Genomic DNA, 25,692 nt, shown 5'->3' with positions numbered 1-25,692 from the left:
TTCCCTTCTTGGTGCATTTCTTTATATATACTTATAGTATAAACAACCAATTATTAATTATAAAGGAAATCCCTACTAATTTAATAGGATTGAAAAGTTTCATTAACGAAAATGATAAAAAATGTTAAGATATCCTTATGTTATTTTAAAGGGGGACACTTCGGTGGATTTATCCGTAAAATCAGAAGAAAACGTTGAATACATGGTAGAAGCTATTAAAGAAAAACTACGCATGGTTAATGCTGGGGCAATGAGAGCAGCTAGCTTTAACGAAGAAATGTACGAGGACTTACGTGACATTTATGAGCATGTTATGAAACGTGAAACATTTAGCATTAGTGAAATGCAAGCTATTACAGAAGAGTTAGGTACATTAATTAAAAAATAACAAAGAGCCTCATAAATAGAGGCTCTTTTTAATTTCAACAAATTCATGACAACTCTGCGCTTTTCCTCATCACATTCTAAAATACTGTACAATGAAAGTAGAACCTCATCTTAGATTTTTTTCTCCATACATACTACTCTAAAAAAATTGCCACACTACCATTGCTAACTGTTTTTACTGGGGGTGCTTACTTATGAGCAATTGGTACAGTAAGACGAAAGATCAAACATTAATCGATCTAGAAACAAATGAACAACACGGTTTAACAGATGAAATCGTAAATGAACGTTTAAAGCAATATGGCCCTAATGAATTAACAACAAAACAAAAACGTACTTTATGGCAACGCATTTTCTCCCAAATTAACGACGTCCTCGTATACGTCCTTATTATTGCTGCCCTTATTTCCGCCTTTGTAGGTGAATGGGCCGATGCAAGTATTATCGCGCTCGTTGTTATTTTAAATGCAGTTATTGGTGTCATCCAAGAATCCAAGGCCGAGCAAGCTTTAGAAGCACTAAAGAAAATGGCGACACCTAAAGCTATCGTAAAACGAGACGGCGAACTTAAAGAAATCCCATCTGAGTACGTCGTTCCAGGTGATATCGTTATGCTTGATGCCGGACGATATATACCATGTGATTTACGGCTTATCGAAACTGCTAATTTAAAGGTTGAAGAATCTGCCCTAACTGGTGAATCTGTCCCTGTCGATAAAGATGCAATCTACCACCCTTCCATGCAAAGTGATGAGCAAGTACCATTAGGCGATCAAAAAAATATGGCCTTTATGTCGACGCTAGTAACATACGGACGTGGCGTCGGCGTTGCTGTTGAAACTGGGATGCACTCACAAATTGGTAAGATTGCTACCCTTTTACATGAAGCAGACGATGATATGACACCACTTCAAAAAAGCTTAGCACAGGTAGGAAAATATTTAGGCTTTGTCGCTGTAGCTATTTGCGTCATTATGTTTCTCATCGGTTTTTTACAAGGACGAGATACGTTAGAAATGTTTATGACTGCAATTAGTTTAGCTGTTGCAGCCATTCCAGAAGGCTTACCAGCTATCGTTTCCATCGTTCTTGCAATTGGTGTTCAGCGTATGATTAAACAAAATGTTATTATTCGTAAACTACCAGCTGTTGAAGCTCTCGGTTCTGTCACAATTATTTGTTCAGATAAAACAGGTACGTTAACACAAAATAAAATGACTGTTACTCACTTTTATAGTGATAACACATACGATCATTTAGAAAATCTAGATGTAAATAATGATGCGCAACGTCTATTGTTAGAAAATATGGTGCTATGTAATGATGCGTCTTACAATAATGACTCACAAACTGGAGACCCGACTGAAATTGCGCTTCTCGTTGCTGGAAACACTTTTAACATGCAAAAGGATCATTTAGAAAAAATACATGAACGCGTTAACGAATTGCCTTTCGATTCAGATCGTAAAATGATGTCGACCGTGCATACATACGATGAAAGCTACTATAGCATGACGAAAGGTGCTATTGATAAACTCTTACCTCGATGTACCCACATATTTAAAAGCGGTAAAATCGAAGTTCTAACAGATGCTGATAAAAATCAAATATTAGAAGCTGCCGGGTCAATGTCTCAAGAAGCTTTAAGAGTACTTTCATTCGCATTTAAACAACATAATGCGAACGATGTAGATATAAATCATCTCGAAGAAAACCTCATCTTTATCGGTCTTGTCGGTATGATTGATCCACCACGTACAGAAGTAAAAGATTCCATTACAGAGTGTAAAAAAGCTGGTATTCGTACAGTTATGATTACTGGCGATCATAAGGATACCGCCTTTGCAATTGCCAAAGAACTTGGTATCGCTGAAGAAAAATCTGAAATTATGATCGGAACTGAACTAGATAACATTTCAGATACAGAACTAGCAAGCAAAATTAATCACTTAAATGTATTCGCTAGAGTCTCTCCAGAGCATAAAGTAAAGATCGTAAAAGCATTACGTGCTAAAGGAAATATCGTTTCTATGACTGGTGATGGCGTCAATGATGCTCCATCTTTAAAACAAGCAGATGTTGGAGTAGCAATGGGCATTACAGGGACAGATGTCGCAAAAGGCGCAGCAGATGTCGTTTTAACAGACGATAACTTCTCATCTATCGTGAAAGCCGTTGAAGAAGGTAGAAATATTTACCGGAACATAAAAAAATCTATTCTCTTCCTACTGTCTTGTAACTTTGGAGAAATTATCACGTTATTTTTAGCAATTTTACTTGGCTGGGCGACACCTTTACGCCCAATCCACATTTTGTGGGTCAATTTAATTACCGACACACTTCCTGCGCTATCACTTGGTGTTGACCCTGAAGATTCAGATGTGATGAAAGAAAAGCCACGACGCGCGAAAGAAAGCCTATTTAGTGGTAGCGTTCCTTTTCTTATTTTCAACGGGGTTGTAATTGGACTTTTAACGTTAGCAGCCTTTATCGTCGGGGCAAAATTCTATACCGGAGATACAAACTTATTTCCTCTTTTCCCAGAGAAAATTGATGAAGATGCTCTATTACATGCTCAAACGATGGCATTTGTTGTTCTTAGTTTTTCTCAGCTCGTTCATTCATTTAACTTGCGTTCAAGAACGAAATCCATTTTTTCAATTGGGCTATTTACAAATAAATATTTAGTCTTCTCACTTCTTATCGGGGTTCTTATGCAAGTTTGTATCATCTCCATCCCACCTCTTGCAAATATATTCGGTGTACATGCATTAACAATGCGAGATTGGGGCTTTGTTCTCTTATTAAGTATCATTCCGCTTGTTTTGAATGAAATCATTAAATTAGTTAGAAGAAACTAAAAGGCAATGAGGATTGTTCCTCATTGCCTTTCCATTTATCCTTGTAATTCTTTTTTAATATTCTCTGTTAATGTAGCCATACGTTTGCGACTTTCTTCACGCTCACGTTTATTTTGCTCTTCAATTTGTTGTGTTTCTTGCATACCTCTCGAAATAATATTCCAAGTTTCTTCAAGCGTTTCCATCTTAATACTAGAAGAACCTGATAATCTCGCTACTTCCACACTTTGCGTTGCGATATTTTGTGCATTCTTCTTAAGTAATTCATTCGTACGGCGATCGAGTTCAGCCATAGAATCTGCAACTAGCTTTTGACGTTTCGCATTTACAGCTTGGATGATACCATTTTTAAAGATAGGAATTGTTGTAATAAATGCCGTATTGATCTTACCGATTAATTTATTGTTACCACGTTGAATCATACGAATTTGTGGTGCTGTAAGTAGAGCAACCATACGTGCTTTTTCTAAATCGTCAATACGTTGTTCTAAAATTTCAACAGAGTTTTTCAGAGATTCTAATTCAATACCTGCTAATTGATCATTATTACGTACACGCTCTTCGTACATCGGAACTAGCTCTGTATTTAAACGATCTAATAACATTTCTCCTGCTACTACATACTTTTCTAAGTCTAAGTAATATTTTAAGTTTTGCTCATACAGGCCATCTAATGTACCAATTGATTTTTTCATTTCATCTTGATACTTCGTAATTTCCACATAAACTTTATCAATTTCTCGGCCCATCGTTTGATATTTACTAAAGATTTGTTCAATCATTTTATCCGCTTTTTTGAACATGCGAGAGAAGAAACCACTTTTCTCTTCAGCAAAGTCTTTACTATCAAATCTGTCCATAATTTTACCAAGTTGTTTTAATAATTCACCAGAGTCTTCTATTTTTGATAAAGACATTGTATGTAAAATTTGATCAGCAAAACGTGAAATTTCCATAGAAGGTTCTTTTCCAAGTTCAATTAATTCTAATTGGTCTTTAATATCTACTGCGTTATAAATACGTTGCACATCTGCATCTTGTCTAAGTTGTAAACGCACATCTTGTGCGGTTTGCTCATTTAATTCTGTTTTCGAATCTAGTACGACTGGATTATTCATATGGTATTCTCCCTTTCCTTATAAGAATGGACGAAATAGTCCTTTTATTGTTTGTGATAAATTTTTATAGGCTGATGAACCATGAAACTCAAGATCGAAATTAACTTCTTCAAGCCAATGAGAATCAAATGCTCCTGCTTCAATATACGGTTCAATATCGTTTCTTCCCGTTGGATTAAAGTGGAATACATCTACTCCAATTTGATTTAAAAATAGTAATAAAACTGCATCAGAACGAGTTAATTCTCCACTCTTCTCATTATTAAATATAACAATTTTCGGTACATCTTGTGAATAATCAAATTTCTCAAGCTGTTCTAAAATGTTCGGTGGGATTTGAGAAAGCTGTGCAAAAACATACAATGCTACATCTTGTTTCGTCTCTTTTGCAATTGGCTTACACATTTCACTTTCGCACGTATGAATGATTGCCTCTGCAATACCATGTTGTAAACCTTCTGGTAAACGTTTATGTGGCCACCAATGACTATTCATAATTAAATCTGGATGTAATTTCCCCCCGCGATCTAATGCATCTCTGTAATGATATTGGAAATTTGCTTTTTGTTCTTTCGTAAATGGAAATGTATTAATTAATAAACTGTTATCAAATGATGTAACAGCCTTTAGTCGCTGAAAATATTCTTTATCATTTTTGGAAACACCTGATATTTTCGCAAATAAAGAAGGGATATAAATGTGTTTATTTTCAACAAAGAAGGTTGGGCGTACAAACGCCTTTTCTTTCGTAATTAAAAAGAGTTCATCGTATGTCGTTTTTAACGTGCGAGCTACAGGTGTATATGAACGGAATTGCCACGGCTTGTACAGTAGTGAATTATCGTGGTGAAGTACTTGTTCAATTTCTTTCGAAGCCTGATATGCTACTGTTGCAACACGCTCGCGGCGGCGATCTGGGAATGGTTCAAGAGAAATACGACCTGGATGAGACACAATAAAAGTCCTTCCCTCTTCATCAATAATCTCAAAGCCATCTTTTCCTTCCGGGTGATAATAAAGCACATCACAACCGAGCATAATAAGAAAATATAAGAAATATATACGACTTTCCTGCGCATCACCATACCAAACGATACGCGGCATTTGTTTCTTATAATTAATCGTAGAGAACCACTTCGCTACGTAATTTTCACTTAATTTAATCATATCGATTAAGAAACGACGGAACCCTTCTGTTTTTAAAGATTGATTATGTTGTTTTTCATACAATTTTAATACCGAAATAAACGTCGTATGTATATAATGCTGTAAATCAGGATTGTCTACTTGCGGTAATAGTTGTTTTCCAGACAAATGGGCTACAAGTCTATTTACTGTAAGTCCATTCGGTGCTTCTTGATGTAATGTAAAAACTTCTTGAATATGGCGCAGTTTTTCGGGATCAATTACCTTATTTAAATTTCGTTCATGCAAAACCTCGATCCCTTTTGCTTCACTATAATCAAATAGCTCATTGAAATATTCATCTACATCATTGGGAACACCAAGAATACGAGTCGCTATATAACTAAATTTCATCTCATTCTCTGTCAGTTCATATTGTGGGCGTTTTTCTAAAAGCGCTTCAAATTGCTTTAAATCTGATTCTTCTTTTAATGCACATGGTTGAAGTGTAAAACGTGAGAACACAACAGTTCACCTCCAAAAACATTTACGTTTTTTATAAAGTCTCTCTTCTATTATAAACTATTTTTAGTTATAAAAAATGGGCGCTCGTATAACGAGCAAACCCATTTCAATTATTTATGTTCATTTTTAGTAGCTGCAACTTCTTCTTTAGCTTGTCCAGAATTCTTCATGTAGTGAAGTATAAATGTTGCTCCAAACGCTACAACTAAAATAATAAAGAACAGCATATGACTTATTTCAATATGAATGACAGACAACAGCATTTTTGCCGCAATAATTAAGATTAAAATATATGCTGTCGTTTCAAGTTCTGGAATACGCTCTAACAATTTTAAGAATACGCCAGCGATACCACGCATCATTAAAATACCAAGCATTCCGCCTAATAATAAAATCCAAACTTCATTCGATACACCAAATGCAGCAAGTACGCTATCTACAGAGAACGCAATATCCATTAACTCAACCATCGCAACCGTTCCCCAGAAGACACCAAACATTCTGAAGAGAATGCTATTTTGGTTCATACCATGAGCCTCTTCTTCTTCTGCATTACCTTTTCGTTTATCAATGAAGTATTTAATTGAAAGCCAAGCTAAGTAAAGTGCACCTAACACCTTTACCCATGCTAATTTAATTAAGAACATTCCGATTCCAATTGCAATAAAGCGGAATACATAAGCTCCAATAAGTCCATAGAATAATGCTTTTTTACGTTTCTCTTCCGGAAGGTGTTTTACCATTACTGCTAACACAAGTGCGTTATCAGCAGATAACAATCCTTCAAGTACAACAAGTGTACCAATTAATCCCCAAGATACTGGATCTTGCAACACTTTAATCCACATGTCCAAGTCGAAAAACTGAGCATACGTATCAAGGATTCCTTGCAAAATACTCATCTTACATTTATCCCCTATTCTTTGCTAGATTTATAGAAAGGTCAAAAAAAGGAAACGAATGTCGTTTCCTTTCCTATGCGTCCAGGCCGTACGCTCTTACAAGCGCACCTAATCCACCTTGGAAACCGCTTCCTACTGCATTAAACTTCCACTGTCCATTATGACGGTATAATTCACAAAAGACAACTGCTGTTTCGATAGAAAAATCTTCTCCTAAATCAAAACGAAGAACTTCTTCATTCGTTTCTTCATTTGCTAGGCGAACAAATGCATTTGCAACCTGTCCAAAGTTTTGATTACGGCCTTCTCCATCATAAATTGTAACTGTAATAGCAATTTTATGAACATCTGCTGGAACCTTTTTCAAATCTACAACAAGTTGCTCATCATCGCCTTCACCTTCACCTGTGCGGTTATCTCCTGTATGCAGAACAGATCCACAAGGAGACTGTAAATTGTTATAGAAAATAAAATCAGTTTCCTTCGTACATTTTCCATTCGCATCTAATAGGAATGCCGATGCATCTAAATCAAAATCAGATCCACCATCATAAGATTTAATATCCCACCCAAGACCAATTACCGCTTTTGTTAAACCAGGGCTTGTCTTACCTAAATCAATCTTCTGTCCTTTTTGTAACTGAATAACCATTTATATTCACCTCTATATTTTAATCTTTAAAAATATATCCATCAGTAAATATACATTTCACTGATGGATATATAAGTCTATTACTCTACATCTAAACCAAAGTTATTACATAGAGAACCTAATCCACCTTGGAATCCACTTCCGATTGCATTGAATTTCCACTCACCTGCGTGACGGTATAACTCTCCTACTACTACAGCAGTTTCAATAGAGAAATCTTCTCCTAAATCGTAACGAATTAATTCTGCATTCTTTTCTTCATCTAGAATACGTACGAAAGAGTTAGAAACTTGTCCGAAGTTTTGGCTACGGCCTTCTCCATCGTAAATTGTGATTGTGAAACAAATACGTTCAATATGTGCAGGAACATTTTTCAAGTCTATTTTAATCGATTCGTCATCGCCTTCACCTTCACCAGTTCGGTTATCTCCTAAATGCTCTACAGCACCATTCGCACCTTTTGGGTTATTATAGAAGACGAAATCCTCTGCTCCTGAAACTTTACCATTCGCACCTACTAAGAAAATACTAACATCTAAATCGAAATCGTTTTGTCCGTCATAACGATTCGTATCCCAACCAAGTCCTACAAGAACTTTTGAAAGACCTGGATTCGTTTTTGTTAAGTCTACTTTTTGTCCTTTTTTCAATGAAATTGATGCCATATTCAATTCCTCCCCGGTTTATTTTATTGATAACGTGATACAATCTCACTTAAGTTTTTATCTTGTGTACCTTCTCCAACAGCTGAAAACTTCCATTCACTTCCGTGGCGATACATTTCACCTGCAATTAGAGTCGTTTTGCCAGCATAATTATCCGATAAATTATAGCGTGCTAATTCTTCACCAGTTTGCGGGTTTTGAATGCGAATATATGCATTACGAATCATCCCGAAATCTTGACGACGATTTACACAGTCATAAATATTTACAACGAATACTAAACGATTAATACGGCTCGGAACTTTATGTAATTCTACGAAAATTGTTTCGTCATCACCAGCGCCTTCACCTGTTAAATTATCTCCTGAATGAATAATACTACCACAAGTAGAAAGTTTGTTTCCGAAGTAAACTAAATCGTTTTTGTTTAAAAAACGATCCCCTTCTAACATAACAACAGATGCATCACAATCTACATTTGGTTTACTTCCAAATAATGAAGACAGAAACCCACCTGATTGCCCAATTGGATCCCAGCCTAAGCCAACCTGTAGTTTTGCTACTTTTGGTTGTCCTTTCGTTAAATCGATTTTTTGACCTTTTTCTAAAATAATAGGCATGCAGTTTCTTCCTTTCTACAAAGCATTTTCCAAGGCGGAAAATATTGTATTCTTCCCTTATATTGTAGCATTATTTACCTAGTGATAAAAAGGATAAATTCTCAGTTATATGAAAACATTCATATAATTTACTTATGATGATGTAAGAAGTGGTAAATAGCACCAATCATTCCTGCACAATTACCGTTTTGTGCAAGTTTAATCTCACAATTATTATAAATCTCTTTGTTTAAATATTTTTCTACCTCTTCTTTTACTTCTTTTAAGAACTGATTTCCTCTATCAGTAATTCCGCCACCTATAACAATCATTTCTGGATTAAAAATATGAGCAAGGTTACTAATTCCAATCGCTAAATGTTTAAAGAAAACCTCAACTGCTTGCGTAACTTCCCTATCTCCTTTATCATACAATTCGAAAATTGTTTTTCCATTCCAATCACTTTCCCCTTTGTATTTTCGCACAAGACGAATTAACCCTGAAATGGAAGCGACCTCTTCAAACTGCTTTCCTTCTATTAACATATTTCCCCATTCACCAGCACTAAAAGAATGTCCCCTGTATAACTCTCCATCTATAAAAATCGCTCCTCCAATACCAGTTCCAAGAGTAAGCATAATAAAATTTCTTTTTCCGTTTCCAATACCTTTCCACTTCTCACCCAAAGCTGCACAATTCACATCATTTTCAACGGACACAGGAACTTGTAATACCTCTTGCAATCTATCAATAATAGGAATAGTCGCGTAGTTCGGAATATGCTCCGCCCCTCCCGTTACAACTCCTTTATGAATATTAACAATTCCCGCAGTACTAATGCCAATTCCCGAAATCGTATGTTCATTCATTAATTTTCGGGATAGAAGAATAAGTTTTTGAATGATTTGTTCCCCACCCAAATGAATTTCTGTTGGAGCTGTTTTATGCTTTAGTACTGTTCCTGTTTCTGAAACAATTCCATATTTAATTTGTGTACCACCAATATCAAATGCAATATATTCTTTCATCTGCTGTCACTTCCTCTACTGTACTAAATGTAAAATTCTCATTGCTCTACTATTTATAAAGTGAAACTTTAATCAGCTCTCACCAATCGGGCTTTTACGGGCAGCCCGCCCCCCACCTAACTTCTTTGCTTTCGCTGAATTTTGAGGTGGGGGTCTTACTGCCCGGCGAATAGCGGGGTAAAGAGTTTACACTAACTCTTTTCTCTCTTTAGAAATACACCACCTTTTTCTATATATAGTTTTTTTTGCATAAAACTCTTTTTCCTATGAAATATTACAAAGGGATGTATTTTAGATGGAATATTAATTTCTTAGGAGGAAAACAATGACGAAAATCTTCATTTTAGCATCAACACTCTCTTTATCTTTTTTTAGTGGTTTAAATATCGGTAATGCAGCAACGGAAAACTTCTCTCCAGTAACAAACGCAATTGTACAAAATAACGATCATTTAGCAGAAGGCAACTCAAAAGATAATAATAAACCACCAGGAAACAGCGGTTCTCAAGACGATAGTGGTTCTGGCGGCAACAGCTCCGGTGGTAGCGGTTCTGATGACAACGGTTCTGGTGGCAGTGGTTCTGGTGGCAACGGTTCTGGTGGCAGTGGTTCTGGTGGCAACGGTTCTGGTGGCAATGGCTCTGATGGCAGTGGTTCTGGCGGCAACGGTTCTGATGGCAGTGGTTCTGGCGGCAATGGTTCTGGTGGCAATGGCTCTGATGGCAGTGGTTCTGGTGGCAACGGTTCTGGCGGTAGCGGCTCTGGCGGCAGTGGCTCTGGTGGCAACGGTTCTGGCGGCAGTGGTTCTGGCGGCAACGGTTCTGGTGACAATGGTTCTGGCGGCAGTGGTTCTGGTGGCAACGGCTCTGGTGGCAGTGGCTCTGGTGGCAGTGGTTCTGGTGGCAACGGTTCTGGTGGCAGTGGCTCTGGTGGCAGTGGTTCTAGCGGCAACGGTTCTGGTGACAACGGTTCTGGTGGCAGTGGTTCTGGCGGCAGTGGTTCTGGTGGCAGTGGCTCTGGTGGCAGTGGCTCTGATGGCAACGGTTCTGGTGGTAACGGTTCTGGTGGCAGTGGTTCTGGCGGCAGTGGTTCTGGTGGCAACGGTTCTGGTGGCAGTGGCTCTGGTGGCAGTGGCTCTGGTGGCAACGGTTCTGGTGGTAACGGTTCTCAAGGCGGCAATGGCTCTCAGGGAGGCAACCGTGTTAAAGGCGACAGCAATTCTCAAGGTGGTGGCTCTCAGGGGGGCAACCGTGTTAAAGGCGACAGCAGTTCTCAAAGTGATAACGGCTCTCAAAACGGCAAAGTAAAAGATAATTCAGTAAAACAAGGCGATAAGTTACCTAATACTGCAACACATTATCCTGCTTCTATTTTAATTGGTCTTTCAACATTCCTAATTGGTATGTTACTATTTATTCGTCGTAAAAACGCAAAATAAAAAAATAACATCCTTCCATCTAAAAATTACATGATACAAACAATAAAATGAAAAAGGACCTTGGATCGCATTTTATCATACAATCCAAGGTCCTTTTTATCATCTATAAAAAAGAGTATTAATACGCTTTTCCCCAATACACCATTTGCTTAGCTTCTTTACCACAACAAATACATTCGTCAGCTAAATGCTCTTGCTCAAAAGGCATACAGCGTGAAGATACTCCAACTTCTTCTTTTAATTTTTCTTCACAAGCTAGTTCTCCGCACCACATTGCTTTAATAAAACCTTGTTTTTCATCAGCTATTTTTTTCATCTCTTCGAAATTCGTCACACTATAAGTACTCTCATCTCTAAATACTTTTGCTTTATTAAATAAAGAATGATGAATCTCCTCAAGTAATGATGGAATGCGTTCTTCTAATTGATCCATTGATATAAACTCTTTTTCCTTCGTATCTCTTCTTACAAGTACGACTTGATTCTTTTCAATATCCTTTGGACCAACTTCTAATCGGATTGGAATTCCCTTCATTTCATACTCATTAAATTTCCAACCAGGTGTTTTATTGCTAGCATCTACTTTTACACGTGCAACGTTTTGAATACGCCCTTGTAACTCTGTTGCCTTTTCTAACACACCTTCTTTATGCTGCGCAATCGGTACGATAACAACTTGCACTGGAGCAACTTTTGGTGGCATTACAAGCCCATTGTTATCACTATGAACCATAATCAGTCCACCTATCATCCTTGTTGATACACCCCAAGATGTTTGGTGTACATATTGCCATTTACCGTTACGATCTAAAAACTTAATATCAAATGCTTCTGAGAAGTTCGTCCCAAAGTTATGAGATGTTCCTGTTTGAAGTGCTTTTCCATCATGCATTAAGCTTTCAATCGTATAAGTTGCCTTCGCTCCGGCAAACTTTTCTTTTTCTGTTTTTTGCCCCTTAATAACTGGAATGGCTAGGTAATCTTCACAAAAAGCAGCATACAAATTTAAAATATTTAATGTTTCATTTTGAGATTCCTCTGCTGTTTCATGAATTGTATGACCCTCTTGCCATAAAAATTCAGTCGTACGAAGGAATGGTCGCGTTGTTTTCTCCCAACGAACTACTGAACACCACTGATTATATAGCTTCGGCAAATCATTATAGGATTGTACAATTTTTGAAAAATGCTCACAAAATAACGTTTCAGATGTAGGGCGTACACAAAGTCTTTCCGCTAACCTTTCATCCCCACCATGTGTCACCCATGCTACTTCAGGAGCAAATCCTTCTACATGATCCTTCTCTTTTTGCAATAAACTCTCTGGGATAAACATTGGCATATACACATTTTCATGACCAGTTGCTTTCAACTTCTCACCCATCACTTTTTGCATATTTTCCCATAAGGCATAGCCGTACGGGCGTAAAATCATACATCCTTTTACACTTGAATAATCAACAAGTTCTGCTTTTTTTACAATATCTGTGTACCACTGTGCAAAGTCCTCTTCCATCTTCGTAATCGCTTGTACTTGTTCTTTTGCCATAGTCCGTCTTCCTCCTTTTGAAAATACAAAAAAGCCCGTGCCCCTAAATAGGGACCGAGCTTTGCCGGCGTTACCACCCTGATTCATGCACAAAAATTGCGCATGCTCTCTTTTTGATAACGGGGAATTCCCGCTGCATATACAGAACGCAAAGGTAGGTTCCATATCGCCTTTTTAAGAATCTTTCAGCCGGGCGGATTCTCTCTCTGATAAAAAGGTTGAACATGTACTAGTCCTTTTTCATCGTTATAACGAAATAAATTTGTTGATTATCATAATACAAATTCTTTTTTTAAACAATAGCTAATTTTCTCATTTTTATATATTCTTTTCATTTTTTGCAGTTTTATACGTAGCTTTTTCTCGTGATTTTTACAAGTTGATGTGCAATCATACCGATAAGTGTACCAAGTAGAACGAAGAAACCAATAAATCCATATCCCATTCCTTCCCATCCACCAATTACCATCATTGTAACCGGAAAGGATGCTAAGCAAAGAAGTATTAAACTAAGTGCAAATATAATATCGAACTGTTTGTTTGGAAACCGTTTCTTTAGTAAATACGAAATAGCAAATACAAGGATAATCGTAATTCCGCCAATGATATAAAAGATACCAAATCCATCTAGCCAATCCATATTGTTTCCTCCTTCCATGGATTCTCTTATACTTAATTATATGTTTAATTTTTCTGAAAATAAATAATAAATTTTCACCTAGAAATATATTTTTATCACTAGGTATTAATAGTAATATATAAGAATAGGTTTTATATAATCAGGAGGGAACTTTATGGATAAAGCATTAACAAACCACGTCATTATTTTATCTTTCGATTGCTTATCAGCTTTAGATTTTCCTATATTACAAAAACTCCCTAATTTCCAAACATTAATAAACAGGGGTGCGATTGCAAAAAAAGTGGAACCTATTTATCCTTCTGTAACATATCCAAGTCACTCAACAATCGTTACTGGAAACTATCCTAATAAACATGGCGTTGTCAGCAATACATTACTTCAACCAGGACGTGAGTCACCAGATTGGCATTGGTATCGAAAGTCCATTAAAGGAACAACTTTATACGATGAAGCACGCAAAGCAAATTTAACGACAGCTGCCCTTCTATGGCCTGTTACTGGAAGAGCAAATATTGATTACAATTTACCAGAAATCTTTCCAAATAGACCGTGGCAAAATCAAATTTTAGTTTCATTATTTAGCGGTAGTCCGCTATATCAACTAGATTTAAATCGTCGTTTCGGTCATATACGAAATGGACTGTCACAGCCTGAACTTGATGATTTCGTCCTCGCTTCTACTGTACATACAATCCATACGAAAAAGCCTAATGTTATGTTCGTACATTTCACCGATTTAGACACTCAAAGACACTATCACGGCTTTGAATCAAAAGAAACAATAGCCGCAATTCATAGACATGATGAGCGACTAGGGAAAATTATTCAAGCTTTAAAAGACAGTGACCTATACGAAGAAAGTACAATTATCGCTCTTGGTGATCATAGCGCTTTAAGTGAAAACAAAGCCATTCAATTAAATGTACTATTTCATCAAAAAGGGCTTATATCTATAAATTCCAAAGGAAAATTAGTAGACTGGAAGGCCTATTGCCAAAGTTGTGACGGATCTGCCTATGTATATGTGAAAGATAAGAACGATACCGATACAATTCGAGACGTACAGCTACTACTTGATGAACTGCTTCAAAATAAACAAAACGGTATTGAATTTATGCTTCATGATGAAGCTGCAAAAGACTGCGGTGCAGATGGTAATTGTTTATTTATGTTAGAAGCGCGTGAAGGATATTATTTCACTGAAAACTATATAGGAGATTTTATAAAAGAAATTACTGAAAAAGATGTTACGCCTAGTAAAAAATATACATTTGGTACACATGGATACTCTCCAACAAAACCTAACTATGAAACAATTTTTATCGCTGCTGGGAAAGGGATAAAAAGCGGTGTTACTATCCCGTATATGAGACTTATTGATGAAGGTCCAACTATCGCTAGACTACTCGGTTTACACTTAGGTGAAACAGACGGATCAATTGTAGAGGATTTACTTCAATTGTAAAGAACTGTGTATATATGTAAAAGTTATGTAAAAATCATCACTGTTTCTCTTTTTATAATTTTTATTTTTGTACACTGTTAGTAGAACAAATTTAAGGGGGAACACTATATGAAAAAAATGTCCAGACAAGAAAAAAGCTGGATATTATACGATTGGGCGAACTCCGTATATTCGCTCGTCATTACAACTGCATTATTCCCAATTTACTTTAAGGCAGCTGCAAAAGAAGCTGGACTATCTGGTGCAACTTCAACAGCCTATTGGGGATATGCAAACTCGTTCGCTACACTTTTAATTTCTATACTTGCTCCTATTCTCGGCACAGTTGCTGATTATAAAGGGTTTAAAAAAAGATTTTTCACATTCTTTTTTGGACTTGGCATCGTATTTACAAGTATGCTAGCAGTTGTGCCAACATCTCAGTGGTACTTATTACTAGGATGCTATATGCTTGCATTAGTTGGCTTTGCTGGAGCAAATATTTTTTATGATGCATTTTTAGTAGATGTTACCTCTAAAGATAGAATGGACCGAATTTCTACGAGAGGTTTCGCTTTAGGCTATATTGGGAGTACTATCCCTTTTATCGGTTGTATCGCTCTTATTATTCTTGCTCAAAAAGGAACTATTCCTTTATCTGTTGGCATCGCTAGTCAAATTTCATTCGCGATAACAGCACTTTGGTGGGGGTTATTTACAATTCCAATGCTAAAAAATGTAGAGCAAACACACTATATTGAACGCCACCCAAGACCAATTGCAATGAGCTTCAAGCGCCTTGCTGATACTTTTAAAAATATTAAAGAATATAAAACTGTATTTATGTTCCTAATAGCTTACTTTTTCTATATTGACGGGGTCGATACAATTATTACTATGTCTACCGCTTACGGAACAGATCTCGGTATTAGTGCAACTAATCTATTAATCATCTTATTTGTCACACAAATTGTAGCTTGTCCATTCGCTTTATTATACGGAAAATTATCAGAAACATTTACAGGTAAAAAAATGCTATATGTCGGTATTATTATTTATATCATTATCTGCACATATGCTTATTTCTTAAAAACAACACTCGATTTCTGGATTTTAGCAATGTTAGTTGCCACTTCTCAAGGTGGTATTCAAGCACTTAGTCGTTCCTATTTTGCAAAACTAGTACCTAAAGAATCCGCTAATGAATTCTTCGGATTTTATAATATCTTTGGTAAATTCGCAGCCATTATGGGTCCAGTATTAGTCGGTGTCACAACGCAATTAACAGGAAAAACGAACGCTGGTGTCCTTAGTATTATTGTATTGTTTATTATAGGTGGATTCCTATTAACTAAAGTCCCTGAAAATGATACATCTGTTACACCACCTAGTCCAAAAACTAAAACGCTATAAGAAAAAGATCCTCTTCACATAAGAAGAGGATCTTTTTCTTATAGCGCCCCACTATGAAAGACGCTACATCTTATACAAAAATAGTTTATCAACAGTTGTTCCTAATACTTCCGCTAAACGAAAAGCTAACGCTAAGCTTGGATCATATTTATTATTCTCAATTGCATTTATCGTCTGTCTTGAAACTTTACACTTATCAGCTAATGCACCTTGTGAAATATTATTCTCAGTGCGTAATTCATAAATTTGATTTTTCACATCTTTTCTCCTAACATGTAAAATCGTTTTTACAACATTAGTATATAGTCGGTACATTTCATTGTCAAAAGATCGCCATGAAAAAAGGAGCAATTCAGCCCCCTTGCAATAGCTATTTCGAAACCAATGAATTCGTCATTTCCTCTCGATTAACAACATCTTCTTTCTTTATTTGCATACGTAAAACCGGACCTATTGCTAATAAAATAAGTAACATTGCTATACAAAATACGGTAACTAGTGAGGTCAGCTCCTTTAATCCTCCAGCTAGTGAGGTTCCAATTAACATTGCCCCCATAAACAACGGTAAAATCGTCCCATTTACTCTTCCAACCATATTTTCTGGTACAAGTTGAATCATAAGCGTACCGACAACAATATTAACACAGGCTAAACAAATACCTGTTCCAAATCTCATGAAACTGGTAATCCAAAATGATGTAGATAGCCCTTCTACTAAAAATGATATCGCTAATATGCCCATACCGAATACGAACATCTTTTTCGGGTTCACTTTTGAAGCGAAAATTGCAGCAACAATACCACCAATTAACATACCTATTCCATCAGCTGCAGCTAAATATTGAACTGCTTCCTTTTCCATTCCAAGACGTTCCATTACAAGAAACACCTCTAATGGATTTGTTAATCCAACAGCTAAGCCCATAATGGTGAAAGTGATCGTAATCATACGTAAATTTTTCGTATGAAGGACATATTTCCAACCTTCTTTTATATCATTTTTTAATGAATCCCTCACCACTTGCTCTTTTTCAACCCATTTTGGTAAGAATGAAAGAGCGATAGCAGATAACAAAAATAAAATGATTAAGCTATATAGTGACGTAAATAAACCAAGTTGTGTATACACAAGCGATCCTACCACTGGTCCAAAAATCAGAAATAATGACTGTAATGTTTGGTTAAATGCAATCGCATTTGCTACCTGTTCTTCTTTTACATAGCGCTTAAATATACGCGAAGATGATGGCTGAGAAAACTGACCTACAATCGCGGAAATGAGTGTTGCAAAAAATATAGCCTGCCAATAATCCAGTTTTAACAACAGGACAATTCCTATAATAGACAGTACACTTAATACATCTCCAGCGACCATTGTTCTTTTCGGATTCCAGCGATCAGCTAGCGCACCACCGATAAACGAGAAAATAAAAATAGGTGCATATTCCATAACTGATAACAACGAAACAGAAACCGGGTCATTATTCGTTCGCTCCATTATGAAATACAAAAGAGCCATATTTCTAATCCAAATTGCAAATTGTTGTAAAATATCAGACGCCATAACGAGCATAAATGCTCGGTTTTTAAATAAATCGTTCATTTTCATTCCCCTTTCATAAACCGACCGTTCGGTCTAATTTAATTTGTAAGAAAAGCAACTGACCTATTATTCAGCTGCCATTCCTTTTAACAATACATCTATTGCCTTTTTATAAATACGTTTCAACTCTTTATAATCTAACTCGTAGTAAAGTACTCCAAGCCCTGATAATAATCCATTCACAATATACATAAGATCGCGCGTATTATCTTCACGAAACTCTCCAGACTGTATGCCTGCTTCAATTAGTTTCTCGAACATAACATATGATTCTCTTGTTAAAGCTAATAGTTCATCCAAGATCTCTTTACTTACAACTTGGCTCATAGAGAATTCCTCTATTGCATTTGAAATTGGTTGCTGTATGTCCTCTACATGATATTCCGCGAGACCATATAGTTTTTCAGTACTAGTACTATACAACTTCTCTTTTTCATTCCATTTTTCAAGCCAATCATACGTATGCTGTTTCACTACAAATAAAAATAATTCTTCTTTACTTTTAAAGTGATAATAAATGCTGCCTTTACTTCGCTCTGTAATTTCACAAATCTCTTCCATAGATGTAGCTGCATAGCCCTGCTGTGAAAACAAACTTTCTACTTTATATGCAATTTCTTTCTTTATCTCTTCTGCACTTCTTCTCATATTCACACCTCTTTAAACCGACCATTCAGTCTAATAATAACAAATTAAAAACCTCTATTACAAGAGGCTATATTCCTTATTTAAGAAAACGTATTCTCAAACCACGTTCGAATCATATGTATTATTCCAATTTTAAATCCTAATTTAACAAGAAATAAGCCTCCCGCAGCTAATAAAAATAACATTACTTTCCCCTTGTTTTTCACTTTCGGTTCCCTTTTCATTTCCATTCCCCTTAGTATATTAAAAGTATTTAAACAAACGTTTGTTTAACTGTTTTTATGCATATGTAAGCCAACTAATCAAACGTTTGTTTAAAAAGAAATACGCCCCCTATAGGGCGTATTCTCATCAATCACCGCCACCTCCACCACCATCGCAGCTGCCTCCGCTATCTCCACCGAAAGACCCTCCACAATCATGTGAACCTCCGTGCGAGCTATCATTATCAGATCCAGCAAAGAAAAATAATGGTGATGAGCTGTTAGATGAATTATGAATGTTATTTTGTTTCGTAAGATTTACCTTCTTTTTGTTTGATCGAACTGCTGTTACAATTGTTCCAACTACAACAAATAATAGTATGACAATAATAAATTCCATATAAAAGCCTCCCTTAATCCTCGAATAATTGAATAGTCCTCTCTAGATTTTCAAGCGAAATAAAGCGCGATTCACGAAGAATCTCTTTTCCATTATGAAATAATAAAATTGTCGGTCCTGTAAATATCGCATATCGCCCTGCAATCTCTTGCATGTCTTGTAGTAATATTTCTACTTTCTCTACGTAATCATAATTCTCTAATACATAGTTTACTTTCCGTAGCATAACATCACAAACGCCACAATTTTCCGTTTTAATAAATAGAAGTACCAATTGTTGTTTTTCAATATATAGTGCTAATTCTTCTATCGTTTCAAATTTATTCATCTTATCCCTCTTAACGTAATTTACGAAATACTTTATCTTGATACATACGAAATGCTGAACTATCTTTAATCTTTCTCTTTTCCATTACCTGCTGAAAGCGTAGTGTTTTTGCTGTTAACTCTTCTTGTAATTTTTTTCTCTCTGCTTCATCATAACAACAAGCGATTAAATCCTCTATTTTCAATATATCTTTTTGCAATTCCATTTCTGGTGGAATCATGCCTGCATTTTTCAAGATTTTATAACTCATTCTTAATTCTGGAGGTACCATTGAAAGATCTTCTAATTGTAGTGGTTTTCCTTGTCCCGGAATATTATCAAGATCACCATTCCGTATCGCTTGACGAATTTTTTCCTCAGCAATGTTCAAAAACACATCCACACTATCCCCTCCTTTACATATTTTTACTATTATTTTACATGAAATTTCATCATCCTGCTACGTCATTCAAAATTGACTCTATAAATTCACCGAAAATTCTTTTAAACGATATATAAAATTAATAATGTATAAAAAAATGGTCACATTCCTTCTTATATAAGCGCACCATAAGAGTGCTTCTTCATACAATTCTCATGTAAGAATTTTCGAAAATCATGTTAATCACAAAGAAAAGGCATTAGCTCATAAAAGCTAATGCCTTTTCTTTATTCATATTGTTAAACGTTCCATTCTTCGATATTCCATATTTTCGTTATCCACGCTTCATAGAAAGAAGGCTCATGTGAAACAATTAAAACCGTACCTTTATATTGTTTTAACGCTTCCTGTAAAGCCCTCTTAGTCTCTGTATCCAAATGGTTAGTTGGTTCATCTAAAATTAAAACATTGCTTTTAGTTACGATAAGTTCGCATAACCGTACTTTTGTTTGTTCTCCTCCACTTAATAATTGAATAGGTTTTAATACATGTTCTTCTTTCAATCCGCACTTTGCTAATGCTTGTCGGATTTCTTTTCTTGTCATGTCTGGCCTTCCTGCCCATACTCTCTCTAGTGCAGTTATTTCTGAGGAAAATTCCTCTTGTGCAAAATAAGCGGGTTTTACTCGTTCCCCAATAGAAACTGAACCGCCTAACGGTTTTATTTGTCCTAGTAATGTTTTTAACATTGTTGTTTTTCCAATCCCATTATGACCAATAATCGCAATCTTTTCCCCTTTTTTCACTTGAAAATCCAATTCCGAAAATAACGGTTCACCATAACCAATTTTCAGTTTCTCTACCTGTAATATACGACTCACTGGCTCAGTATAAACATTAAAATCAAAACGAGCGCGAGGTACATAGTTAACCTTTTCAACCTTTTGCATTTTCTCTAATACTTTTTCACGACTTTTTGCTTGTTTCGCTTTACGAATTTTATTTTTTTGAATGAAGCTCTCTAAATGTGCAATTTCCTTTTGCTGTTTCGTATATGCTGCCTGTAATTGTTTCTTTTGCAGTTCATAATTACGCACAAAACTATTATAATCACCTACATAGCGCTTAATTGTGCGCTCATCTAGATGGTAAATAACTTTCGTAATATTGTTCAAAAATACTTCATCGTGCGAAATGATAATATAAGCTTTTTCATACATTTGTAAATATGATTGCAACCATTCTATATGAGCTGTGTCTAAATAGTTAGTTGGCTCATCTAATAATAAAACATCAGCTTTTTCTAAAAGGAGTTTACCAAGTAATAACTTTGTCCGTTGACCACCGCTTAACTTTGAAACATCCTTTTCCATTCCTACTTCAAACAACCCTAAGCCAATCGCTACTTCTTCAATTTCTGTATGAATTTGATAAAAATTAGAATTCTCCAATATAGTTTGTAACTCTCCATACCTTACTAACAATTTCCCTACTTCTCCTGCTCCAGCCATCTCTTCTGTAAGTTTTAACATTTCACGTTCAAACTCATACAGATTAGAAAACGCACTTTGCAAGTATTCTTCAATTGTTATACCTTCTTGCAAATCTATATGTTGTTGTAAAAAGCCAATCTTCACATGTGGAAACCATTCAATTTTCCCATCATCATGTATAAGTTCTCCTGTTAACAAGCGTAATAATGTTGATTTTCCAATTCCATTTTTCCCTACTAGCCCAACATGTTCACCCTTTAATAATCGAAAGCATGTATTATATAAAATGGTTTTCTCACCATATGAATGACTTACATTTTCTACTGTTAATATACTCATTTTTTCTCTCTCCTTTTCTTATGATCCATAAGCTAAATAGAGAGAACAACAGTATAAAGCCTTATTTAGTTATACATATAAAAAATGGGTAAGGTGAATACACCTTACCCATTACATATTATCGTAAGAAAGGATTAAGGTTCTTTACCTGCTGTCTTCAATTTAGCTTATTTGTTAAAAATGGGCAGACTTCTCCCATATCAAGCTAAAACCATTTGAAGAACAGTTGATAAAGTCATTTTATCCTTTCACTCCTTTAACATTTGTTATATTAAGAGTATAAACTACTCTCTTATATTCTATTCTCTATTTTTTCTTTTGTTCCTTCTCAGTTTTTTCATATTCTGCGTAAATTTCTTTATACATCTTTTCTAATGCGTATGGACTTGTAAAGATGAGCGTTAACGATTTCCAAATATAAATTCTTCTTTGTAATTCTATCCCATACTCTTTACTAACCATATTTTTCACTTCTGAAATATGCTCTTCGTTTTGAAATTGTTGTACAGATTTCAATTCCTTCGTCTTAAAATCCGTTAAAAAGCCTATTACAGTTCGTCCATGTTCCTGTGATCTTTCTTCTAAATCAAACTGAATTGAATGCACAAAACCTAAAACGTGAAAGATTTGAGCATGTAATCCGACAGCAGCACGCTGTTCCATTAAGTTGTAGCACTCTCGCTTTAATACTTCTACCATTTCTAAAGAATTTCTATTAACTGTCATTTTGCCGACAAACATAATTTTTACAATATGAGCGACTGCCCCCATACTTTTTAATACACTCTCTAAAATTTCTACTGCGTCTTCTACATAACCATTTGAAATTATAGAATGAATAAATTCATCTAATACCGCTTGAAACTTTTTAACTAAATGTAAATCACGTAATTCTGGAACATCTTCTCTCAATTGATCTCGACCTTGAACCCACTTTAAAATTTTTGTCATTTCTTCTTCTTTTAATTCATGGCGTTCCATACCATACTTCATTAATAAAATATGATTTTTTAATAAAACCTTTCCTTCTTCAAGATTATCAGCTGTTAATGAATCGACCATTTTCTCTATAGATTTCATCTTTCTCCCCCTATATAAAAAAGCCTCTTAACAGCGATTATACCAAAAACTGTTAAAAGACTTTTTCTATTTTTTCATATAAGGAGCTAACACTCTCAGAATTTCTTCCTTATCCTTCTTCAACTCAAGTGATGTCAACATATCCATCGTTCGTGGTCTAGGTAATTTCACTTGTACCTCACCAACTATTGATGCTGGTCTTTGAGATAAAATAAATACGCGATCAGAAAGCAAGATTGCCTCATCTAAGTCGTGTGTAACCATAACGATTGTTTGCTTCTCTTGGTGCCAAGAGTTTAAAAGCCAACTATGTACTTCCATTTTTGTAAAGGCATCTAATTTTCCAAAAGGCTCATCAAGTAGCATAATTGGTTTTTCACATAAATATGTGCGCAAAAAACTAATTCTTTGACGCATACCACCAGACAGTTCATCTGGATAATGGTCTGCATATTCATCTAGCTCAAACTGCTTTAATGCTTCCATTCCCTCTGTTAACCTTTGTTTTTTCGGCTTTCCTTCAATTTCTAATGGAAGTACTATATTTTGCAAAGCCGATCGCCACGGTAGTAATAAATCTTGTTGCGGCATATAACTTACAACATCTTGTTTTGTCACATGTTCCTCGTTATAAAATACCTCTCCACTCGTTGGCTCTTCAACACTCGCGATCATATTTAACAAAGTGCTTTTTCCACAACCACTTGGACCTACAAAAGAGACGAATTCCCCCTCTTGTATAGAAGCACTAATATTTTTTAATACATTCTTTCCATCGAAAGCTTTTACAACCTCTTTTATTAGTAATCCACTCATTTTTCACTTGGAAGGAATTCATTTGTAAAGGCATCTTTCACATCAATTTTCTTCTTAATAACTTTGTTGTCATATAAGAAATTCATGTAATTCGTCCAAACTTCTTCCTTCTGTACTCCCCACGCTTTTGCATCATCTTGATACTTTGTACTTAACCACTTTTGACTTTCTTTCACTAATTCTTTATTCACATCTGGAACAGCTTTAATTAAAATATCCGCAGCTTCTTTCGGTTCTTTAATTGCAAAATCATAACCTTCTGTCGTTGCAGTCATAAACTTTTTCACAAAATCTTTATCTTGCTTCGTATGTTTTTCACTTGTAATAATAACAGGACTATAGAAATCAAGCGCTGGATCTAAGTCTTTCACCATAATCGTATTTAACTCTTTTCCTTGACGCTTCGCTTCAATTCCATCCCATCCGTAATAAATCCATTCGAAATCTGCATCACGACCGATTGATTTGAAGAAGTCCGTTTGTCCAAGAATAATTTTTTCGACTTTATTAAAATCAGCTTGATGTTTCTCCATAATCGTTTTTAACGTCGCTTCTTCTGCTGGTCCTCCCCAGCCGCCATAACGTTTACCTTCAAAATCTTTCGGTGACGTCATATTATCTTTTTTTAGCGATGCAAAAGCAGAGGTATTATGCTGAATAATCGCTCCTACAGATACAACAGGAATACCTTCTACACGAGCCAACGTTACATTTTCTTGTGCGCTTATCGCAAAGTCTGCTTTCCCAGAAGCAATCATCTGCTCTGCCGTTACATTATCACCAGGCTGGATAATTTCTACATCAAGCCCTTGCTTTTTGTAATAATCTTTCGCTTGCGCTACATATAAGCCAGTATGATTCGTATTTGGAAACCAATCTAAAACGACTTTTACTTTTTTATCTTTACTTGAACTTTCTTCTTTCTTCGCCGGATTACATCCGACAACACCAACTGCTAATAATGCAGCTAACATAATTTTTAAACCTTTTTTCATTTTCTGCCGCCCTTTCTGTATATCCATGGTGCTGTTATTCTTGCCATAAATTCAACAATAAAGTACAGGCATAATGTCACCATGACGATAATCGCTGCAACACCAAATACTCGAGCAGTTAAAAAGGATTTTGTCGCTCTCGTAAGCATAACCCCTAACCCTTCACTTGCACCGAGCCATTCTCCGATAATTGCCCCCATTACGCTATATGTAACTGCAATTTTTAAACCTGAGAAAAAGTATGGGAGTACTGCTGGAAACTTTACTTTCTGGTAAACTTGCCATTTCGTTGCCTTCATTGTTTGTAACAGTTTCAGCATATTTTTATCTACCGTTTGGAAACCTTCTAAAATGCTAAGCGCAATTGGGAAGAAACAAACAAGAATAACAACCATTACTTTTGGCAACATCCCGTACCCAAACCAAATAATAAATAATGGAGCGAGCACAACGATGGGAATTGTTTGCGAAATAACGAGCAACGGATTCATTAAAATCCGAAATAAAGGGATAACATCCATAATGATAGCAATACTCGTCCCAAGTATAATTGCAAAAAACAACCCAATTATTACTTCCTGTAACGTTTGCACTGTATTCGGTAATAGTAAATCTTTCATTCCAATTAGCTCTTGCACAATTGCAGACGGCTTCGGTAAAATCCACGGCTCAATTTTAAATAATGAAACAGATCCTTCCCATATAGCAATGAGAAGGATAAGCCAAATTGTTGTAATTATTTTAGATCGCTTCTGGTTTTGCATATTCATCACGGTACTTCCAAACTTTTTCGTCAATCGTTACGCCCGTACTTGGACGATAGTGAATTTTAATAGAAGTGATTACTTCTTCTGCTCCAGCATCGACGCAAGCTTGTTGCGCGCGTTTAATGACGTCAAGAAGTACATCTAATTCTCCTTCCAACGTTGTTTCCATTGCCCCTACTTCATAACGAACTCCCGATTGTTGTACAACTTCAATTGCTTTATCAACAACGGAATACACATCTTTATTCTTCGCTTGTGGTACTACTGAAAATGAAATTGTAACTTGTTGTGACATAATAAAATCCCCTTT

27 protein-coding genes and 1 other annotated feature are annotated in these 25,692 nt (G+C 35.8%); of the genes, 5 read left to right on the top strand and 22 right to left on the bottom strand.

Annotation, left to right across the window (positions count from 1 at the left end; all coding sequences use genetic code 11):
- Positions 1-163: 163 nt before the first annotated feature.
- On the top strand, positions 164-388 hold the full coding sequence (locus LUS72_RS02350; RefSeq protein ID WP_000366197.1) for a DUF1128 domain-containing protein: 225 nt from the start codon (positions 164-166) through the stop codon (positions 386-388).
- Positions 389-581: 193 nt separating this feature from the next.
- Positions 582-3,248 carry a cation-translocating P-type ATPase gene (locus tag LUS72_RS02345; RefSeq protein ID WP_264448573.1) on the top strand — a complete coding sequence of 889 codons (2,667 nt, stop codon included), beginning with the start codon at positions 582-584 and terminating at the stop codon, positions 3,246-3,248.
- A 35-nt stretch (positions 3,249-3,283) separates the two neighbouring features.
- Here LUS72_RS02345 and LUS72_RS02340 read toward each other — a convergent pair whose 3' ends face one another.
- From LUS72_RS02340 to LUS72_RS02310, 7 genes are all read right to left on the bottom strand, one after another.
- Positions 3,284-4,366, bottom strand: coding sequence for a toxic anion resistance protein (locus LUS72_RS02340; RefSeq protein ID WP_001064411.1), 1,083 nt, complete (start codon positions 4,364-4,366; stop codon positions 3,284-3,286).
- An 18-nt stretch (positions 4,367-4,384) separates the two neighbouring features.
- Positions 4,385-6,016: a YceG family protein gene (locus LUS72_RS02335; protein ID WP_128856016.1), complete on the bottom strand. Its 1,632-nt coding sequence runs from the start codon at positions 6,014-6,016 to the stop codon at positions 4,385-4,387.
- Positions 6,017-6,126: 110 nt separating this feature from the next.
- Positions 6,127-6,918, bottom strand: a complete 792-nt coding sequence (locus LUS72_RS02330) for a TerC family protein (protein ID WP_097828924.1) — start codon at positions 6,916-6,918, stop codon at positions 6,127-6,129.
- A 73-nt stretch (positions 6,919-6,991) separates the two neighbouring features.
- Positions 6,992-7,570, bottom strand: coding sequence for a TerD family protein (locus LUS72_RS02325; protein ID WP_097828925.1), 579 nt, complete (start codon positions 7,568-7,570; stop codon positions 6,992-6,994).
- Positions 7,571-7,650: 80 nt separating this feature from the next.
- Entirely contained in the window at positions 7,651-8,235 is a 585-nt protein-coding gene (locus tag LUS72_RS02320) for a TerD family protein (RefSeq protein WP_141533322.1), read from the bottom strand.
- Positions 8,236-8,258: 23 nt separating this feature from the next.
- A complete protein-coding gene (locus LUS72_RS02315; protein ID WP_001121586.1) occupies positions 8,259-8,855 on the bottom strand; it encodes a TerD family protein in 597 nt (198 codons plus the stop codon).
- 128 nt (positions 8,856-8,983) lie between these two features.
- Entirely contained in the window at positions 8,984-9,862 is an 879-nt protein-coding gene (locus LUS72_RS02310) for an ROK family protein (protein WP_264448570.1), read from the bottom strand.
- A 325-nt stretch (positions 9,863-10,187) separates the two neighbouring features.
- Between LUS72_RS02310 and LUS72_RS02305 the strand changes: the two genes are divergently transcribed.
- Positions 10,188-11,300, top strand: coding sequence for an LPXTG cell wall anchor domain-containing protein (locus LUS72_RS02305; RefSeq protein WP_264448569.1), 1,113 nt, complete (start codon positions 10,188-10,190; stop codon positions 11,298-11,300).
- A 118-nt stretch (positions 11,301-11,418) separates the two neighbouring features.
- On the opposite strand, the gene proS is transcribed toward LUS72_RS02305, so the two are convergent.
- Together proS and LUS72_RS02295 are read right to left on the bottom strand one after the other, a co-directional pair.
- Positions 11,419-12,849 (bottom strand): proline--tRNA ligase, encoded by a 1,431-nt coding sequence (proS, locus tag LUS72_RS02300; RefSeq protein WP_264448568.1) that lies wholly within the window; start codon positions 12,847-12,849, stop codon positions 11,419-11,421.
- Between the two features lie 46 nt (positions 12,850-12,895).
- Positions 12,896-13,102 (bottom strand) — a binding site (T-box leader).
- Between the two features lie 93 nt (positions 13,103-13,195).
- Positions 13,196-13,489 carry a YesK-like family protein gene (locus tag LUS72_RS02295; protein ID WP_141533598.1) on the bottom strand — a complete coding sequence of 98 codons (294 nt, stop codon included), beginning with the start codon at positions 13,487-13,489 and terminating at the stop codon, positions 13,196-13,198.
- 154 nt (positions 13,490-13,643) lie between these two features.
- Between LUS72_RS02295 and LUS72_RS02290 the strand changes: the two genes are divergently transcribed.
- Together LUS72_RS02290 and LUS72_RS02285 are read left to right on the top strand one after the other, a co-directional pair.
- A complete protein-coding gene (locus tag LUS72_RS02290; protein ID WP_264448567.1) occupies positions 13,644-14,957 on the top strand; it encodes an alkaline phosphatase family protein in 1,314 nt (437 codons plus the stop codon).
- A gap of 108 nt (positions 14,958-15,065) precedes the next feature.
- A complete protein-coding gene (locus LUS72_RS02285) occupies positions 15,066-16,349 on the top strand; it encodes an MFS transporter (protein ID WP_264448566.1) in 1,284 nt (427 codons plus the stop codon).
- Between the two features lie 63 nt (positions 16,350-16,412).
- Here the strand turns inward: LUS72_RS02285 and LUS72_RS02280 are convergent, their stop codons facing one another.
- The 13 genes from LUS72_RS02280 to LUS72_RS02220 form a co-directional block, all read right to left on the bottom strand.
- Positions 16,413-16,664: a helix-turn-helix transcriptional regulator gene (locus LUS72_RS02280; protein WP_002078892.1), complete on the bottom strand. Its 252-nt coding sequence runs from the start codon at positions 16,662-16,664 to the stop codon at positions 16,413-16,415.
- A 55-nt stretch (positions 16,665-16,719) separates the two neighbouring features.
- Entirely contained in the window at positions 16,720-17,952 is a 1,233-nt protein-coding gene (locus LUS72_RS02275) for an MFS transporter (RefSeq protein WP_264448565.1), read from the bottom strand.
- Between the two features lie 66 nt (positions 17,953-18,018).
- Positions 18,019-18,600 (bottom strand): TetR/AcrR family transcriptional regulator, encoded by a 582-nt coding sequence (locus tag LUS72_RS02270; protein ID WP_097828934.1) that lies wholly within the window; start codon positions 18,598-18,600, stop codon positions 18,019-18,021.
- A gap of 80 nt (positions 18,601-18,680) precedes the next feature.
- Positions 18,681-18,824, bottom strand: a complete 144-nt coding sequence (locus LUS72_RS02265) for a histidine kinase (protein WP_097828935.1) — start codon at positions 18,822-18,824, stop codon at positions 18,681-18,683.
- Positions 18,825-18,951: 127 nt separating this feature from the next.
- Positions 18,952-19,203 (bottom strand): hypothetical protein, encoded by a 252-nt coding sequence (locus tag LUS72_RS02260; protein WP_060486913.1) that lies wholly within the window; start codon positions 19,201-19,203, stop codon positions 18,952-18,954.
- A gap of 13 nt (positions 19,204-19,216) precedes the next feature.
- Positions 19,217-19,531 (bottom strand): thioredoxin family protein, encoded by a 315-nt coding sequence (locus LUS72_RS02255; protein WP_097828936.1) that lies wholly within the window; start codon positions 19,529-19,531, stop codon positions 19,217-19,219.
- A gap of 10 nt (positions 19,532-19,541) precedes the next feature.
- Positions 19,542-19,913, bottom strand: coding sequence for a DnaJ family domain-containing protein (locus tag LUS72_RS02250; protein WP_000382366.1), 372 nt, complete (start codon positions 19,911-19,913; stop codon positions 19,542-19,544).
- A 278-nt stretch (positions 19,914-20,191) separates the two neighbouring features.
- Complete coding sequence (locus LUS72_RS02245; protein WP_097828937.1) at positions 20,192-21,724, bottom strand: ABC-F family ATP-binding cassette domain-containing protein; 1,533 nt, start codon at positions 21,722-21,724, stop codon at positions 20,192-20,194.
- A gap of 306 nt (positions 21,725-22,030) precedes the next feature.
- Positions 22,031-22,804 carry a hypothetical protein gene (locus LUS72_RS02240; protein WP_097828938.1) on the bottom strand — a complete coding sequence of 258 codons (774 nt, stop codon included), beginning with the start codon at positions 22,802-22,804 and terminating at the stop codon, positions 22,031-22,033.
- A 66-nt stretch (positions 22,805-22,870) separates the two neighbouring features.
- A complete protein-coding gene (locus LUS72_RS02235) occupies positions 22,871-23,620 on the bottom strand; it encodes an ABC transporter ATP-binding protein (protein ID WP_097828939.1) in 750 nt (249 codons plus the stop codon).
- The gene (locus LUS72_RS02230) at positions 23,617-24,615 is read right to left on the bottom strand and encodes an ABC transporter substrate-binding protein (protein WP_264448563.1); all 999 of its coding nucleotides are present in this window, start codon (positions 24,613-24,615) and stop codon (positions 23,617-23,619) included. The genes LUS72_RS02235 and LUS72_RS02230 overlap by 4 nt, the downstream gene beginning before the upstream one ends.
- Entirely contained in the window at positions 24,612-25,385 is a 774-nt protein-coding gene (locus LUS72_RS02225) for an ABC transporter permease (RefSeq protein WP_002139486.1), read from the bottom strand. Before LUS72_RS02225 ends, LUS72_RS02230 begins: the two co-directional genes overlap by 4 nt.
- Entirely contained in the window at positions 25,357-25,677 is a 321-nt protein-coding gene (locus LUS72_RS02220) for an MTH1187 family thiamine-binding protein (RefSeq protein ID WP_000082898.1), read from the bottom strand. The genes LUS72_RS02225 and LUS72_RS02220 overlap by 29 nt, the downstream gene beginning before the upstream one ends.
- Positions 25,678-25,692 lie beyond the last annotated feature (15 nt).

It is taken from the genome of Bacillus cereus, assembly GCF_025917685.1.
GTDB lineage: Bacteria > Bacillota > Bacilli > Bacillales > Bacillaceae_G > Bacillus_A > Bacillus_A cereus_AT.
The sequence above is the reverse complement of the archived record's forward strand: the minus strand, read 5'-3'. Positions and strand labels throughout refer to the sequence as shown.